Origin of the sequence: Cucumibacter marinus DSM 18995, assembly GCF_000429865.1 — a bacterium.
GTDB lineage: Bacteria > Pseudomonadota > Alphaproteobacteria > Rhizobiales > Devosiaceae > Cucumibacter > Cucumibacter marinus.
The window spans coordinates 227,107-242,704 of sequence record NZ_AUCR01000001.1 but is presented as its reverse complement, the minus strand read 5'-3'; the positions used below and the strand labels follow the sequence as shown (position 1 = coordinate 242,704).

The 15,598-nt window shown below is 61.6% G+C and carries 14 protein-coding genes; 7 read left to right on the top strand and 7 right to left on the bottom strand.

Features of this window, described 5'->3' with window-relative positions:
* Positions 1 to 4: 4 nt before the first annotated feature.
* Genes lpxA through G489_RS0101305 form a run of 3 tightly spaced genes read left to right on the top strand, consistent with a single transcriptional unit; the run spans position 5 to position 2,754 of the window.
* Positions 5 to 823, top strand: a complete 819-nt coding sequence (gene lpxA / locus G489_RS0101315) for an acyl-ACP--UDP-N-acetylglucosamine O-acyltransferase (RefSeq protein ID WP_029039990.1) — start codon at positions 5 to 7, stop codon at positions 821 to 823.
* The gene (gene lpxI, locus G489_RS21510; RefSeq protein WP_051332187.1) at positions 807 to 1,625 is read left to right on the top strand and encodes a UDP-2,3-diacylglucosamine diphosphatase LpxI domain-containing protein; all 819 of its coding nucleotides are present in this window, start codon (positions 807 to 809) and stop codon (positions 1,623 to 1,625) included. Before lpxA ends, lpxI begins: the two co-directional genes overlap by 17 nt.
* Positions 1,618 to 2,754, top strand: a complete 1,137-nt coding sequence (locus tag G489_RS0101305) for a lipid-A-disaccharide synthase (RefSeq protein ID WP_029039989.1) — start codon at positions 1,618 to 1,620, stop codon at positions 2,752 to 2,754. Before lpxI ends, G489_RS0101305 begins: the two co-directional genes overlap by 8 nt.
* Before the next feature lie 98 nt (positions 2,755 to 2,852).
* Here the strand turns inward: G489_RS0101305 and gltA are convergent, their stop codons facing one another.
* Both gltA and gltX read right to left on the bottom strand, forming a co-directional pair.
* Positions 2,853 to 4,142: a citrate synthase gene (gene gltA, locus G489_RS0101300; RefSeq protein WP_029039988.1), complete on the bottom strand. Its 1,290-nt coding sequence runs from the start codon at positions 4,140 to 4,142 to the stop codon at positions 2,853 to 2,855.
* Between the two features lie 212 nt (positions 4,143 to 4,354).
* Positions 4,355 to 5,770, bottom strand: coding sequence for a glutamate--tRNA ligase (gene gltX / locus G489_RS0101295; RefSeq protein WP_029039987.1), 1,416 nt, complete (start codon positions 5,768 to 5,770; stop codon positions 4,355 to 4,357).
* Positions 5,771 to 5,957: 187 nt separating this feature from the next.
* On the opposite strand from gltX, the gene G489_RS22360 reads away from it, so the two are divergent.
* Positions 5,958 to 7,946, top strand: a complete 1,989-nt coding sequence (locus G489_RS22360; RefSeq protein WP_029039986.1) for a ComEC/Rec2 family competence protein — start codon at positions 5,958 to 5,960, stop codon at positions 7,944 to 7,946.
* 8 nt (positions 7,947 to 7,954) lie between these two features.
* Here the strand turns inward: G489_RS22360 and G489_RS18625 are convergent, their stop codons facing one another.
* The 5 genes from G489_RS18625 to G489_RS0101265 form a co-directional block, all read right to left on the bottom strand.
* Positions 7,955 to 8,815, bottom strand: a complete 861-nt coding sequence (locus G489_RS18625) for an SMP-30/gluconolactonase/LRE family protein (protein WP_051332186.1) — start codon at positions 8,813 to 8,815, stop codon at positions 7,955 to 7,957.
* On the bottom strand, positions 8,812 to 9,426 hold the full coding sequence (locus G489_RS0101280) for a 2-dehydro-3-deoxy-6-phosphogalactonate aldolase (protein WP_029039985.1): 615 nt from the start codon (positions 9,424 to 9,426) through the stop codon (positions 8,812 to 8,814). The genes G489_RS18625 and G489_RS0101280 overlap by 4 nt, the downstream gene beginning before the upstream one ends.
* 28 nt (positions 9,427 to 9,454) lie before the next feature.
* Complete coding sequence (locus G489_RS0101275) at positions 9,455 to 10,375, bottom strand: 2-dehydro-3-deoxygalactonokinase (protein ID WP_029039984.1); 921 nt, start codon at positions 10,373 to 10,375, stop codon at positions 9,455 to 9,457.
* Positions 10,376 to 10,641: 266 nt separating this feature from the next.
* Positions 10,642 to 11,355: a transcriptional repressor LexA gene (lexA, locus tag G489_RS0101270; protein ID WP_029039983.1), complete on the bottom strand. Its 714-nt coding sequence runs from the start codon at positions 11,353 to 11,355 to the stop codon at positions 10,642 to 10,644.
* 140 nt (positions 11,356 to 11,495) lie between these two features.
* Positions 11,496 to 12,911, bottom strand: coding sequence for a mannose-1-phosphate guanylyltransferase/mannose-6-phosphate isomerase (locus G489_RS0101265; RefSeq protein ID WP_029039982.1), 1,416 nt, complete (start codon positions 12,909 to 12,911; stop codon positions 11,496 to 11,498).
* Positions 12,912 to 13,255: 344 nt separating this feature from the next.
* Between G489_RS0101265 and G489_RS18620 the strand changes: the two genes are divergently transcribed.
* From G489_RS18620 to G489_RS0101250, 3 genes are read left to right on the top strand one after another with little or no spacing between them, the layout of a single operon-like run.
* Positions 13,256 to 14,425: a thiolase family protein gene (locus G489_RS18620; RefSeq protein WP_035871125.1), complete on the top strand. Its 1,170-nt coding sequence runs from the start codon at positions 13,256 to 13,258 to the stop codon at positions 14,423 to 14,425.
* Complete coding sequence (locus tag G489_RS21505; protein ID WP_245578787.1) at positions 14,422 to 14,835, top strand: Zn-ribbon domain-containing OB-fold protein; 414 nt, start codon at positions 14,422 to 14,424, stop codon at positions 14,833 to 14,835. The genes G489_RS18620 and G489_RS21505 overlap by 4 nt, the downstream gene beginning before the upstream one ends.
* Positions 14,836 to 15,582: a dienelactone hydrolase family protein gene (locus G489_RS0101250; protein ID WP_051332183.1), complete on the top strand. Its 747-nt coding sequence runs from the start codon at positions 14,836 to 14,838 to the stop codon at positions 15,580 to 15,582.
* Positions 15,583 to 15,598: the final 16 nt, after the last annotated feature.

Here is a 15,598-nt window from a genome sequence, read left to right as displayed (position 1 = left end):
GTTTATGACCCATATTCATCCGACAGCAATCGTCGGATCATCGGTCCGGATCGGGGAAAACGTCCGGATCGGACCCTATTGCGTTGTCGATGGCGAGGCCTCGCTCGGCGAAAATGTCGAGCTGAAGTCACATGTCGTGGTCACCGGCAATACCGAAATCGGTGCTGGAACGACCGTCTATCCGTTCGCATCGATCGGATCGGCGCCGCAGGATCTCAAATTCAGGGGTGAGCACAGCCGGCTGGTCATCGGGAGCAATTGTACGATCCGCGAACACGTGACCCTCAATCCAGGCACGGAAGGCGGCGGTATGGAAACCACCGTCGGTGACGACTGCCTGTTGATGGTCGGTGCCCATGTCGCCCATGACTGCCATGTCGGCTCCAATGTCATCCTTGCCAACAATGTGACCCTCGCTGGTCACGTTACGATTGAGGACCACGCGATCATTAGTGGATTGGTGGGAATCATCCAGTTCTTGAGGATCGGCAAACATGCCTTTGTGGGGGCACAAGCCTGCATAAGAAAGGATGTTTTGCCGTACGCCATGGTCTCCGGCAATCCGCCCTATATGAGTGGAATTAATGTCGTCGGTCTCAAGCGCCGAGGGTTTACGCGCACGCAGATTCACACCCTGCGTGCTGCCTACAAGAAGCTTTTTACGATCTCCGGCCCCATGCATCAGCGCGCCGAGGCCCTCGCCAAGGATGTCGAGAACCCCGAGGACATTGCCGAGATCCTGGCTTTCCTCGACGGTCCCAATGGGCGGGCCTATTGCACGCCGCGCAGCGTCAAGGACTTCGTCAGTGAGCGAGACGCCTGAACATCTGGTCATTCTGGCGGGCACAGGCGATCTGGTGCCCGAAGTCAGCGAGGCGGCGCGGGAACACGCAAAGCGGGTTTCAATCTTGTCCCTGGTCGCGCGAGACGATCTCGGCCCGGTTGAACATGGCAGCCTGGAAGATTTGCCGGGCGTACTCGCCAAGCTCGCGGCCCTGGCTCCCACACATGTCTGTGCTGTTGGCGCTTTGCACATTTCGCACACCCAGCGCATGGATATCGCTGACGCGTCTGACGGCGCTCGCGATGCCAGCGACCTGGCGGGCAGTGCCAATGTGATGGGCCTGGCGACCAAGCTTGGATTTGCGCTGGTTGGCGCCCATCAGATCGCGCCGGAACTCCTCGCAGGTAACGGGCTGATTGCCGGTCCCGAGAACAGCCTGCCCTTGCATGGTGCGGCTGCGGCAGCCATCGAAGCAGCGCGGAACGCAGGGCGGCTGGACCTCGGACAAGCCGTGGTCTGGGTTGGCGGCCGTGTAGTGGCAGCCGAAGATATCTCGGGCACTTCCGGCCTGCTGGTCCGAATAGAGCGATATTCGGATGAGGGCTTGCTGCCGTCACCCGAAATAGCGCCGCGCTTGATGGCAAAAGCTCTGAAGCCCGGACAGCCAGCAGTACTCGACATGCCCGCTATCGGTCCGGATACGATCGATCAGGCCGCCGCGGCGGGCGTGACCGCCATCGTGCTGGAGGCGGCACGTTGCCTGATTATTCAACGCAAAGTGGTCGCTGAACGGGCCGAACGGCTCGGCATCGCTATTCTCGGCGTCACCGCCGATGAGTGACCCCCTCAACGTCTTTGTTGTGGCCGGAGAAACGTCCGGTGACCGGATCGGTGCCGGCATTCTGGCTGATCTCAAAAGGTCCGGGCCCGTAACCGCCGCTGGTGTTGGTGGCCCAGCACTGGCTGCAGAGGGCCTGCAGTCCCTGTTCGGCATGGACGAACTCTCGGTGATGGGGCTGACCGACGTGCTGCTTCGCTTGCCGCGATTGCTGAGCCGACTGCGCCAGACCATCGATGCAGTGTGTGAATGGCAACCCGACGTGCTGGTTCTCATCGATTCCCAGGAGTTCTCCTGGCGTGTAGCCAAGGCTGTCCGGCAACGAATGCCAGACCTGCCCATCGTCCTGTGCGTCGCTCCTTCAGTATGGGCATGGCGACCAGAGAGGGCGCCCGCAATGAAAGGCATCTACAGCCATGTTCTGGCTGTCCTGCCCTTTGAGCCACAAGTTATGGCCCGGCTGGGCGGTCCTCCGACGAGTTACATCGGGCACCCTGCGCTTGACCGGTCGATTGCCGATGTCGACCGCATTCCTGATCGTGTGCTGCTTTTGCCCGGATCGCGGACAGGCGAGGTGCGGCGGCACCTCGGGCATATGCTGACGGCAACGGCGGCCATCCGCACGGCACGGCCGGGTGCCAGTTTTTCAGTCGGGACCTTGCCACATCTGGCGGACACCGTTTCTCGCGCCTGCCGGGCCTTTTCGGTGGATGCAGAAATCGCGGTCGGAGGTGACGCTGTCGCCCGGGCCATGGCGGAGGCGGAGGTTGCGCTTTGCGTGATGGGAACGGCCACCCTCGAACTGGCGCTCTCCGGCACGCCAACAGTCGGCGTCTATCTGGCCGATTTCTGGCAGAAACGGAAGTACTTCCAGTATCGGCCCGATCACCTGTCCCTGCCCAATATCATCCTGGGTGAGCCCGCCATTCCCGAAGTGCTGGCGGAGACCCCGCAGCCTGCACGCTGGGCTGCCGTTGTGGCGGATCTGCTCGCCAACGAAAGCGCCCGCCGGGATCAGCGGCGGGCGTTCGAAAGGCTCAACAACCTGATGATGCAGGGGACGCCGGAAGCGCCTCTGATCAGCGGCGCGCGGATTATCCGCGATCTCGCCGCCGGCGATCGGCCCGCCTAGACCCGTACTGCGTCAGTTGGAATCGCTGAACGGATCTAAGCGCTTGGCTCTTCGCGTTTCCGAACGGTGAACCGGTATCCAATTCACCTGGAAACGCTCTAGCGTGTGCCGATATCGGTATAGTCGCGGCTGTCCGAGCCGGTATAGAGCTGACGCGGGCGACCGATCTTCTGGGTCGGATCCTCGATCATCTCCTTCCACTGCGAGACCCAGCCCACGGTGCGGGCCAAGGCGAAGATCGCGGTGAACATGGAGGTCGGGAAGCCGATCGCATCGAGGATGATACCCGAATAGAAGTCGACATTCGGATAGAGCTTTTTCTCGACGAAATACTCATCCTCAAGGGCAATCTTTTCGAGTTGCTGGGCGACCTGCAGGGTCGGGTTGTTTTCGACGCCGAGCTCCGCCAGCACTTCGCGTGCGGTTTCCTGCATCACCTTGGCGCGCGGATCGTAGTTCTTGTAGACGCGGTGGCCAAAGCCCATCAGGCGGAACGGATCCGACTTGTCCTTGGCGCGGGCAACATATTCGGGAATGCGATCCGGCGTTCCGATTTCGCGCAGCATCATCAGCGCTGCTTCATTGGCGCCGCCGTGAGCGGGGCCCCAAAGCGAAGCGACACCTGCTGCGATACAGGCGAACGGATTGGCATGCGAAGACCCGGCAAGCCGGACCGTCGAGGTCGAGGCGTTCTGCTCGTGATCCGCGTGCAGGGTGAAGATGCGGTCCATGGCGCGCGCGAGGGTCGGGGACACCTCGTACTCTTCCGCCGGAACGGCGAAGCACATGCGCAGGAAATTGGATGCGAAATCGAGATCGTTCCGCGGATACACGAAGGGCTGACCGATCGAGTATTTATAGGCCCAGGCGACAATGGTCGGCATCTTGGCGATCAGCCGGATGGTGGCGATCTCGCGCTGCTTTTCGTCCGTGATGTCGGTGCTGTCGTGATAGAAGGCCGACATGGCACCAACAGCGCCGCAGGTGATGGCCATCGGATGGGCGTCGCGGCGGAAGCCGGTGTAGAACTTCACGATCTGTTCGTGAAGCATGGTGTGCCGGATGACGGTCTCGGAGAACTTGTCATACTCCGCTGCGGTCGGCAGTTCGCCATTGAGCAGCAGATAGGCCACCTCAACGAAATTGCTCTTTTCGGCAAGCTGCTCGATGGGATAGCCACGATAGAGCAGGGTGCCTTCATCGCCATCGATATAGGTGATCTGGGATTCAGTCGATCCGGTCGAGGTATAGCCTGGATCGAAGGTGAACAGACCCGTCTGCTTGTAGAGCGTGCGGATGTCGATAACATCCGGGCCAACCGACCCCGATATGATCGGAAATTCGTATGTTTTGTCGCCAATAACGAGCTTGGCGTTCTTTTCGGTCATGGGTGGCCTCCCTCCGGATGTTGCGATTGAGATGGCTGGACGAACGGCTAGCCAAGGTGGCAACGCAGCATGCCGCGCCGAGCCTGGCGGCAGTGTCGCCGGGCTGGTGAGTGGGTACCGGATTTGGCCTCATTCTGCAATAGAATTGCGCCTCTTACGGCCCGCTTCGGCCGTGGCACAGGGCCGCGCCCGACTGGTGCCGGGGCTTTGCGCTAGACAGCGATATCGCCAAGCCGGGCCAGAGTTTCTTCCTGTCCGATCAGCAGCATGACGTCGAAAATGCCGGGCGAGACTGCCTTGCCGGTGAGCGCGGCGCGAAGAGGCTGGGCGACCTTGCCAAGCTTGAGATCTTCCGCCTCGGCAAAACTGCGGACGGCCGCGTCGATCGTGTCGTGGTCCCACGCAGACAATGCGGTCAGTTCACTTGCAAGCCGCCCGATCAGCGCTCGCGCATCATCGTCCAGAAGCCCGGCGGCCTTCTCATCGAGCGGCAGCGGGCGCGGCTGATAAATGAACTGGGCGCCGTCAATCAGCTCAACAACGGTTTTCGCGCGCGGCTGCAGTTCAGGCAGGGCAGCAAGAACCGTGTCGCGGTGAGCCTCAAGGCCCGCCTTGTCGTCCGGTCGTTCCAGCTCTTCGGCAAGCGGCACCATCGCGGCATATAGTGCGTCGGGCGTCGACGTGCGGATGTAGTGTGCGTTGAGGTTTTCGAGTTTCTTGAAATCGAACCGCGCTGCAGCCTTGTTCAACCCATCAAGCGAAAACCATTCGACCAGCTGGTCGCGCGAGAAAATCTCGTCGTCCCCATGCGCCCAGCCGAGCCGTGCGAGATAGTTGCACAGCGCGTCGGGCAAATAGCCCATCGCGCGATAGGAAGCCGCCCCCAGCGCACCGTGGCGCTTGGAAAGCTTGGCGCCATCCGGGCCGTGAATGAGCGGTATGTGCGACATCTCCGGCACGGGCCAGCCCATCGCCTCGAAAATGACCTGCTGGCGAGCCGCATTCGTCAGGTGGTCGTCGCCACGAATGATGTGGGTCACGCCCATATCGTGATCGTCCACGACAACAGCGTGCATATAGGTGGGGGTGCCGTCGGACCGCATGATGATGAAATCATCGAGGTTCTCGGCAGCGAAGGTCACGTCACCCTGCACATGATCGCGCACCACGATTTGTCCCTCGCGTGGCGCCTTGATGCGTACGACGGGATTGACGCCTTCGGGCGCCTCGGACGGGTCGCGGTCGCGCCAGGTCCCGTCATAACGGGGCGGGCGGCCCTCGGCGCGCGCCTTTTCACGCATCTCGGCGAGTTCGTCTTGCGAGCAATAGCAGCGATAGGCTTTGCCTTCCGCCAGAAGCTGTTCGGCGACTTCCTTGTGGCGCGCGACGCGGGCGAACTGGGAGATCGGGTCGCCATCCCACTCGATGCCGAGCCAGCTCAACCCATCGAGGATTGCGGCAACGGATTCATCGGTTGAGCGGGCGCGGTCGGTATCCTCAATACGGAGCAGCATCTTGCCGCCATTGGCCTTGGCGAACGCCCAGTTGAACAGCGCGGTGCGCGCGCCGCCGATATGCAGCATGCCGGTGGGCGAGGGGGCGAAACGGGTCACAACGGATGACGTCATCGAAACTGGGGCTCTTGCTGGAGAAAATCTGCGCCGTGTGTACCATAGAGCCGGGAATGCGCAAGGTGAGGCTGGCATGCCGGAGGCGGCGGCCCCGCCCAGGGGGAAACAGGCGTCTGGGAGAGGATTTGGTCCACCTGTCTGGCCGAATAGCCGGCGGGCGCCGGAACGCTTGCGCAGGGTGTCCTTGCGAGCTGCGATCACTGACGCCGTAGACCATCGGCGCGCCATTGTCCTTGCACCCTTCGCGGTTCTCGCCGGGATCGCGCTGTATCGTGCCGTTCCCGCGGAGCCGAACTCCTTCGCGGCAGCGGCAACGGTGGTTGCTGGCCTGTTGCTCGTCTGGTTGGCCCGGCACCGATATGCCGGCGTTCGGGCAGCCGCATTGTTGACTTGCATGCTCGTCGGATTTGCCTGGCCGGCGATCTCCGCCGCGGTGTGGGGAACCCATATGGTGACCTATCCAGGCGTCGCAGTGGTGGAAGGGATTGTCGCCGATACGGCCTGGAGCAGCTCCGATCGCCAGGTCCTGTTTCTCAACCGGAAATCCGACGACACCGACGGAAGGCTGGACGGCGTCCGCAAGCTGCGCGTAACGGTTGCCGGCGCCGACCCGGTGACCGTGGGCAGCTTCGTTCGCATTCGGCTGCGCTACTTTCCTGTCCCCGGGCCTGTGGCCCCCGGCGCCTATGACGCCCAGCTGCACGGATATTTCGACGGGATCGGTGCCTACGCCTCCGCCCTCGATCCGCCGGAGGTTCTGGCCCGCGGGCAGGGGATCAGAACGGCCTTCGACGCGCTTAGAACCACCATCAAGCAGCGCATTGAGTTTCACCTTACGGGCAGCGGAGCGGCCATCGCGAAAGCACTGATCATCGGCGATCAGGGCGCTGTTTCCGATGAAGATCGCGACGCTTTGGCCAAGGCAGGGCTGGCCCATGTCATTGCCATATCCGGATTGCACCTGACGCTCGTTGCCGGTGGTGTTTTCGTAAGCCTGCGGCTGTTGCTCGCCCTCTCTCCGCTTTCATTTCATTGGCCGATCAAGGCCGTCGCCGCGGGCACGGCGATATTCGTCACCTTTTTCTACTTGATGATTTCGGCGGGAAGCATTGCGACCATCCGGGCCACGATCATGCTGACCCTGGTGTTTCTGGCCGTGATGCTTGGCCGGCGGGCGCTGACCATGCGAAATGTCTCGATCGCTGCCCTGATCGTGATCGCCATGTCGCCCATGGATAGCTTCCGGCCGGGCTTTCAACTTTCATTCGCCGCGGTTGTCGGCCTCGTCGGGTGTTATGAGGCGCTGCGTGACCGGCGGCCAGCCGACGCGGTGACCCATCCGGCCTGGCGCTATGTCGGTGGGCTGGTGTTCACGAGCCTGGTCGCGGGTATCGCGACTGCGCCATTCGCGGCCTACCACTTTCAGCAGTTCGCACCCCTTGGTGTGGTCGGCAATCTTCTTGCTGTGCCGCTGGTCGGGATGTTGATCCTGCCCGCCGGTTTTATGGCGGTCTTGCTGATGCCTTTCGGCGGGGAAGGCGTGCCACTCGCCGCCATGGGTTGGGGCATTGAGCGGGTCCTGGCGATTGCCTATTGGGTTTCGGCCCATAGCGGCGCCTTTACGCGATCACCCGTCTATGGTTCGGGCACGCTGGCGCTAGTCGGTATTGGCCTGGCCTGGTTCGCCTTTCTGCGCCACCCGCTCAGGTTTGTCGGGCCGGTGCTGGCGCTCGCAGCCTTTGTTACCCTGGGGCCGAAGCCCGAAGCGTTGCTGATCGTCTCGGATTCGACCAAGGCGGTTGCCGTACGGTACGAGGACGGCATGCGTCTTGTCGGGTCCAACCGCTCGAGTTTCACCGTTCGGGCATGGTCTGACCGCTATGGAATACCGCTCGGCGATCTCCCCGCTATAGGCCAATGCGACGACATGGGTTGTGCGGTGTCGCTTCAGACACAGGTTCTGGGGATCGCAGAGGATTACGCTGCCGCTGCCGAAGAGTGCTTCGAAGCCGGCATTCTGATCGCGCGTCGCGGGGCCCCGCCAACCTGTGCGGCGAAATGGGTGATCACCGGTGCGGATCTCGACCGGTACGGCGTGCATGTGATTTCCGGCGCGTGGGAGGCGCCTGTTCTCGAGGTTGGAATGCCCGATACCGGCAGACCGTGGCGGTAGAGGTCGCCTCAGAGGTCGAGATACGACTCGGCAATGCCTTCAACGGCGAGAGAAGCCAGATAGAGACCGCCGCCCTGGTCATCCGCCGCCATATTGGCGGTTGTGATGGCCAGCTTGTCCATCTTGCCGCCAACAAAAGCGGGACAGGTCGGCCGCAGTGCCGGAATCCTGATCTCCTCTATGATTTCGCCCTGCGGCGAAAGCCGGACCACGCGACCGCCGGCCCAGCGCGCATTCCAGAGGCACCCTTGGGCATCGACAACACTACCATCAGGCTCTTCGGGCTTCTCGACTGAGTGGAAGGTTGTGAGCGAGCCAGACGGCAGACCTGTTGCCGCATCAAGTGGGCACTTCATCATCTCGCCGGTGCCACCGTCGCATAGATAGGCCGTGGAACCGTCGGGCGAAAAGCAGATCGAATTGGGGATCGTCAAGCCGTCGAACAGTTTCGACAGGCGTCCCCGGTGGTATCGGTAAACGGCACCGGCGCCGATTTCTGCCTGCCGGCCCATCGTGCTGATCCAGAAGCCGCCTTTTCGGTCCACGCGTCCATCATTGCTGCGCAGACGGACCGCATCGGCATCCAGATCGATCAGGTGTTCGCTCGCACCGGTGCCGATGGAAACGAGGAACAGTGATGTTCCAATGGCAACCACCACCCGGGACTCGTCGACCAGCGCTATTGCCGAACAACTGTCCTCGAACTGGTGCATCCCGACCACGTGGCCGTCGTCGTCCGTAATCTCGGCGATGAACAGCTGGCAGGCGTTGATATCGACCCACAGGAGCTGATTGCGTCCGGGATGCCAGATGGGTCCCTCGCCAAGTTGGTTTTGGGCCGCAATCGCAAGCCGGGCATCAATGATCATCGAGCAAAAGCGGCGTCAAAAGCAGCCACGATGGCGCGGGCGTCCGAAGACACGGCTTCAGCACTCTTGCCGGGCACGTAAATGCTGGTGCCAAGTCCTACACCGACACAACCGGCGTCTGCATATTCGGCGAAGTTGTTCACGCCGGCGCCCCCGACTGCATAAAGCGGCATTTCAGGCGGCAATACCGCCTTGATGGCCTTGATACCGTCCGGACCCAGAACGCTGGCGGGAAACAGTTTGAGCCCCGTTGCGCCCGAGCGGATGGCGCTGAAAGCCTCGGTCGGGGTCAAAACGCCCGGAAAACTCCCAAGACCCTTGCCGGCCGTGTGTGAAATCACTGCCGGATTGGCATCGGGCGAAACGATGAATGTTCCTCCGGCACCGGCCACCGCATCGACATCGTCCGGTGTCAGGACTGTTCCGGCGCCGATCTCGGCCTTGCCGGAGAAAGCAGCCGCGGCCTTGCCGATGCTCTCAAGTGGATCAGGTGAATTAAGAGGGACCTCGATGCGCGTGATGCCGGCCTCGATCAATGCGTCGCAGATATCGAGCACCTCTTCGGGGCGAACCCCACGCAGAATGGCAATTATTTCTCTGTTGCCGGACATTTCTGTCCCTCCAGGATTGGATTTCGCGCTAGGGCGCGATGGATGAGATGACGGTCTTCAGACCTGCAAGGACGGCGCTTTCACCCGACACGATCTGCGCTTTGTGGCCGGCAAGTTCGAGCGCGCGCCGGTAAAGACCGCCAAGGGCCTCGCCGGCGATGACGGGGACCGGCGCGGCGGTTGTCTTGGGCGCACAAGCTGCAATTTCGGCGCCGATCAGCAGACCCGAAAGATAACCGCGGCACCAATCCGGTGACGCGTCCGCAAGCAGGGACCGCGTGCGAACCTGGAACAGGTTCGTCAAAAGCTGGTCGGGATTGCCCAGTGCCTCGTTAACGCCGGTGTCAAAAGCTGAGCTGTCAGCGACGCCATCCTGCTGAACCGGCAGCGAGTGACGCAGCACGGAATGGCTGTTTAAAACGGAGAACATCTCGCCGGTCATTGCGGTTGCAAACCCGATAAGAAGGTCGTTCTCGATCGCGATCCACTTGCTGTGGGTGCCCGGCGTACAGATCGAGCCCCGAAAACCCGGCTGAGCCGACAAAAGACCAAGCACTTGGGTTTCTTCCCCGCGCATCACATCGAACCGGCCGTTCTGCCGGTCGGCAATGCCCGGGACGAGGAAAACGGCCTGTGTGAGCTCATGAGCGGCGGCCCTTGCCGTGTGTCTGGCAAGCTCTGAGAGAGCCGTCGGCGCCTCAAGGTAGGGTGCCTCGACCCAGCCCTGCCGGGAACCCGCCATGCCGCAAATCACGATGGGAACCTCGATGCCGAGTTCCAGATCGGCAATTGCCGCCATCAATGCAGGTTCGAACTGATCGGGGGAAAGCCCGGCGCCACCAACATTGTCGGCGGCATGCCAGACAATGTTCCCGGCATCATTAAGGCCCCAGAGCCTTCGATTGGACGAGCCCCAGTCGATGGCCAAAGATGAAATCGCTTGGGTCACGCTGCCTGCGACCCCTCGCATACGACGAGGTCGCGCAAAAGGCTATCCGTCACCGTCCACTCGAGATGACCTGGCATAAATCCCCCTACTGCCTGCGGCTTGCTTCTAGCGGGCAGGGTGGGGCGCTGGCAATATCATTATTGGAAATGCCCGCAAGCGCGAGGCGGCCGAACGCCCGCAAGTCGCTTGCGAGCCAAGCCCAAGCCGCTTGCGAGCCAAGCTCAAGTCGCAAGTCAGGCACCAGGACCGCAGGGATGCAACCGGCGTCAGTATTTGCGGAAGAGACCCACCAGACGCCCCTGAACCTTGACGCGGTCAGGACCGAATATCCGGGTCTCATAGGCCGGGTTCGCGGCTTCCAGGGCCACCGAATTGCCCTTTTTGCGCAAGCGCTTGAGCGTAGCCTCTTCATCGTCGACCAGCGCAACGACAATATCGCCATTGCCGGCGGTTTCCTGCTTTTTCACCACCACGGTATCGCCATCGAAGATGCCGGCATCGACCATCGAATCCCCGCGCACCTCAAGCGCATAATGCTCCCCGCCGGACACCATTTCGGGGGGCACGCTGATCGAATGGGAATGGGTCTGGATCGCCTCGATCGGTACGCCAGCCGCAATCCGGCCCATGACCGGGATGGAAACAGTACTCGCATTCGAAAATTGCGGAGGCGGCGGGGCAGGCGGAGCCTTGGGCTTGCCGCGATCCCCCTCGATGACGCTCGGTTCGAACTTCGACCGCTTGCCGCCGAGAGACGGGTTCATCGAGTCCGGCAGACGCATCACCTCAAGCGCGCGGGCCCGATTGGGAAGCCTGCGGATGAAGCCGCGTTCCTCGAGCGCTGTGATCAGCCGGTGAATGCCGGACTTCGATTTGAGGTCCAGCGCATCCTTCATCTCGTCAAAGGACGGCGGAATACCGCTTTCCTTCATGCGCTCATGGATGAACATCAGCAATTCATGCTGTTTTCGCGTGAGCATCAGAGGGTCCTTTCAAAGGCAGAATCAGAACAAAGCTCGAACAATAGTACATGTTCGGGTTATGTTCCGCAACTGCAATGCAGGAAAGCCCGGTTTGGCAGGGTCGCTCGCGGCTTGTGGGGGGGCGGGCCCCGGGTTGTTCAGGGACGCCCGTAGGTATCGTCATAACGCACGATATCGTCTTCGCCCAGATAGTCCCCTGTCTGCACCTCGATGAGGATCAGAGGCAGGATGCCCGGGTTCTCGAGCCTGTGTGTGTGCCCGCACGGAATATAGGTCGACTGGTTTGTGGTCAGCAGGATTTCGTCCTCACCATTGACCACGCGTGCGGTGCCGGAGACGACCACCCAATGCTCCGAGCGGTGGTGATGCGATTGAAGGGACAGCTTGGCCCCGGGTTTCACGACAATCCGCTTGATCTTGAATCGGCTGCCCTCTTCAAGAACCGTGTAGGTGCCCCAGGGACGGTGGGCCGTGCGGTGTAGCTTTGCAGCCTCGTGTCCTTGTGCAGAAAGCTGCTTGGCGAGGCCCTTCACGGCCTGATCATGCCCGCGGCGGGCAACCAGCAAGGCATCCGGCGTATCGATGACCAACAGGTCCGAGACACCGACCAGACCGACCAGACGGTCTTCCGCGTGCACGAAACTGTCGCTTGAATTCTCCTGCACCACGGTGCCCGTGATCCGGTTGCCGTTTTCATCCGGCGGCAGGAGCTCGGCATACGAGGTCCAGGACCCCACATCGGTCCAGCCGCAATCAAGCTTCTGGCAGGCGATTCTGTCCGTCTTCTCCATCACGGCGTGGTCGATCGAGATTGCCTCGATCCCGGAGAAGGGATCCATGGGAAACTCGAGCACACTGCTGCCCATCAGATCACTGTGCTTCGCGGTTTCATAGGCCGTTTGCGCGCCGTCGAGTATGTCGGGACAGTGTTTGCCCATGGCGGTCAACATCGTGTCGGCGCGGAAACAGAACATGCCCGCATTCCAAAGATAACGTCCGCTTTCAACGAATTGAGCCGCCGTCGCTTCGTCCGGCTTTTCCTTGAAGCTCACAACTTCGGTGCCGTGGGTTTCAATGTAGCCATAGGCGGTTTCCGGGCGCTCCGGCGTTACGCCAAAAGTCACGATTCGGTCCGATTTTGCCTGTTCGACGGCGCGTTCAACCGCGCCGGCAAATGCAGCCTGATCATGCACAAGATGGTCCGAAGGCATCACCACAAGAATGGCATCGGGCCCGACCGTGGCGTTGAGATGTATGGCGGCCAGCGCGATCGCAGCGGTTGTGTCTCTGGGCGCCGGTTCGAGCAAATATTCGTTGGCAAGCTCTGGCGCTTTCGCATCCGCATAGGCGTCGGCGGTCAGGAACAGCAGGTCGCGATTTGTCACCGTGATCATCCGCTCGGCCCCATCCAGCGAGGCGAGCCGCTCATAGGTGCGCGTGATCAGCGTGCTGCCGTCGGGCAGGGCCAGAAACGGCTTGGGATGGGCTTCTCGCGACAGCGGCCAGAGCCGGGTTCCGGTGCCGCCGCTGATGATGATGGGGAAGAAAGCCACGGTTGCTCCTGACTATTCAGATCCGGTGCTGCGCGTCTCTAGCGCACACTCACGGGGGCATCAATAAAGCCCCTCACGTGAGCGGGTTCAAGGAGATAGGCGGCTCACGGTTAAGTTCTGCCCGGTGGTCACGCCGAAATGCGGGGGCGTCCCGCTCTCAGCAAATCACTGAAATCTGGAGCCCGCCGCCCCACCGCTTGAGCGTTGCTCAATCCAGCTTTCTCTTAACTCGTTTGACCCTTTGAGCGCTGCCAGCGGATGCTCTGGCAACCCTGTCGGTTGACCGGGTGCTGTTCCCAAGCGGTGCCTGTCCATCACATAGCCAAGCCGGAGACCTTGCCCGTATGGCGGCTCAAAATGACCTTAGCGGCATCGCTGCCATGATCGGCGTCGGCCATACGGACTGGCCGGCGGATCACGCCCGCGTCCGCGCCGGTGACAAGCCCCATGATTCCTATGGCTATGCCGCAGCGGCCTTCAACGCTGCGCTCGCAGATGCGGCCATTTCGCGCCAGGATATCGACGGTCTGATCGTCGGCCCGACTATCGCCAATGAACGCATGGGAGAACTCCTCGGGCTCGATGTGCGGTGGGGAGGTCAGGCCGACGCCATGACCGCGGTTCTTGAGGCCGTCGCTGCCATCCGCGCCGGATATTGCGAAGTTGTGGCGCTGGTCTATGGCAATGACCAGCGCTCCGCGGCGGTCAAATATGGAGGACCCGATGCGATGGGCGGGAATGCCTTCCTGTCCTACGTCTACCACGCCCCCTGGGGCTTCACTTCCCAAGGCGCCCTCTACGCCATGATGGCCCGGCGCTATCTCCATGAACGCGGCATGACCGAGGCCGAACTCGGCGAGGTTGCGGTCGCACAACGCCTCGCCGCGAGCCGAAATCCCAACGCGTTGATGCGCGAGCCAATCACTATCGAGGATTACCTTGCGTCCCGCTTTATATGTGAACCGCTCCACCTGTTCGATTATTGCCTGATCAATGATGGCGGGGTGGTGCTGCTCGTCGCAGAGGCCGAAAAGGCCCGCCAGATCAGCCGCAAGCCGGTATCGATAAAAGGGGTGGGTCGTTTCGACCTCAACAAGGGCGCAACCAGCCTCGAGCCACGCCTCACCGATTACTACCATTCTGCCCAGTCGAAAGTGGCAGATCAGGTTTTCGAAATGGCCGGATTGGGTCCACGGGACATGGACGCGCTGCAGATCTATGACAGCTTTTCCCTGCATGTCCCGCTGGCACTGGAAGGTTATGGCTATTGTCGGCCCGGTGAGGCGGGTCGGTTTCTGACCGAGCATGGCATTTCGCTCGACAAGGGCCTGCCGGTGAACACCAGCGGCGGCCATCTGTCCGAGACCTATATGCAGGGCTGGAATCACCAGATCGAGGCAGTCAGGCAGGTTCGGAACGAAGCCGGTGACCGCCAGGTGCCGCAGTGCCGGCACGTCCATTACTCATCGGATGTGGCCGGCAAGGCGATCTCTATCATCTACGGAGCACCATGATGGCAGACGCCCAACCCGTTCTCAGCCTTTACGATGAACCTTTCTGGGCCGCCATGGCCGAGGGCAGGCTCGAGCTCCAAAGTTGTGCTTCATGCGCTCGGTTCCGCTATCCGCCGGCGCCTGTTTGTCCGGATTGCCTCAGCATGGATTATGCCTGGACGCCGGTATCAGGCCGCGGAGAGATCCTGTCCTGGGTGATATTCCACCGCCAGTATTTTGATGATTTTCCACCTCCCTACAACGCGATTGCCGTCCGTCTGGAAGAGGGGCCCATCCTGGTGTCGAACCTTATGGGCATCATGCCGGTAGGCAACTGGATCGGCGAGCCGGTACAACTCACGTGTCGCCAACACGAAGGGCGTCGCCAACATGCCTTTGAGTGGGCCGGCGCCGGGGCAGAGGGAGCCTAGATGATGCAGGAATACGAGACCGAAATTACAACGAAACACGGTCTGATGCCGACGTTTGCCGTGCACCCGGATGGGGAGGGCCCATTTCCTGCGATCCTCTTCTTCATGGACGCCCCTGGCATTCGCGAGGAGTTGCGTGAGATGGCCAGGCGCCTTGCCACGCATGGCTACTACGTCCTGCTTCCGGATCTCTACTATCGACTAGGCCACGTCAGGTTCGATTTACCGCGCCGCGATGATGCGATGTCCCGGGTCATCGGCGCGGCGCTGAACAGCATCGATAATGAGCGGGTGATCGAAGACACTGCCGCGATGCTGATGTTCGTGAGGGCGCAGGCCGAAGTCGCAACCGGTCCGGTTGGGGCGGTCGGGTTTTGCATGTCCGGTCGCTATGTCTGCGCAGCCGCACACGCTTTCCCCGGCCAGTTCGCTGCGGTGGCGTCGCTCTACGGCACGAAGCTGGTGACCGAAGACCAAGGGTCGCCACACCGGCTCTTCAACCCCTCAGGCACGGAATACTATTTCGGGTTCGCCGAAACAGACAGTTCGGCCCCGCCCGAGACCATCGAAACGGTCAGGCAGGCGCTGCAAGTTAGCGGAGCGCCACACACCGTCGACGTCTATCCGGACACGCAGCACGGCTATTGTTTTGCGGCCGGGCGAGCCTATGCCCCGGCGGCCGCCGAACAGACCTGGGAGCGCTTGTTTGACCTGTTCGAACGAACCACCCAGACGGGCCGCCATTAACGGAGAACAGCCCAGC

Bases quoted from the DNA above. Each gene is read 5' to 3' on its own strand.
- lpxA (WP_029039990.1), top strand. From the start codon at position 5: ATGACCCATATTCATCCGACAGCAATCGTCGGATCATCGGTCCGGATC.
- G489_RS18620 (WP_035871125.1), top strand. From the start codon at position 13,256: ATGGCGGCTCAAAATGACCTTAGCGGCATCGCTGCCATGATCGGCGTC.
- gltA (WP_029039988.1), bottom strand. From the start codon at position 4,142: ATGACCGAAAAGAACGCCAAGCTCGTTATTGGCGACAAAACATACGAA.
- G489_RS0101280 (WP_029039985.1), bottom strand. From the start codon at position 9,426: ATGTCCGGCAACAGAGAAATAATTGCCATTCTGCGTGGGGTTCGCCCC.
- gltX (WP_029039987.1), bottom strand. From the start codon at position 5,770: ATGACGTCATCCGTTGTGACCCGTTTCGCCCCCTCGCCCACCGGCATG.
- G489_RS0101250 (WP_051332183.1), top strand. From the start codon at position 14,836: ATGATGCAGGAATACGAGACCGAAATTACAACGAAACACGGTCTGATG.
- G489_RS21505 (WP_245578787.1), top strand. From the start codon at position 14,422: ATGATGGCAGACGCCCAACCCGTTCTCAGCCTTTACGATGAACCTTTC.
- G489_RS18625 (WP_051332186.1), bottom strand. From the start codon at position 8,815: ATGATCATTGATGCCCGGCTTGCGATTGCGGCCCAAAACCAACTTGGC.
- lexA (WP_029039983.1), bottom strand. From the start codon at position 11,355: ATGCTCACGCGAAAACAGCATGAATTGCTGATGTTCATCCATGAGCGC.
- G489_RS0101305 (WP_029039989.1), top strand. From the start codon at position 1,618: ATGAGTGACCCCCTCAACGTCTTTGTTGTGGCCGGAGAAACGTCCGGT.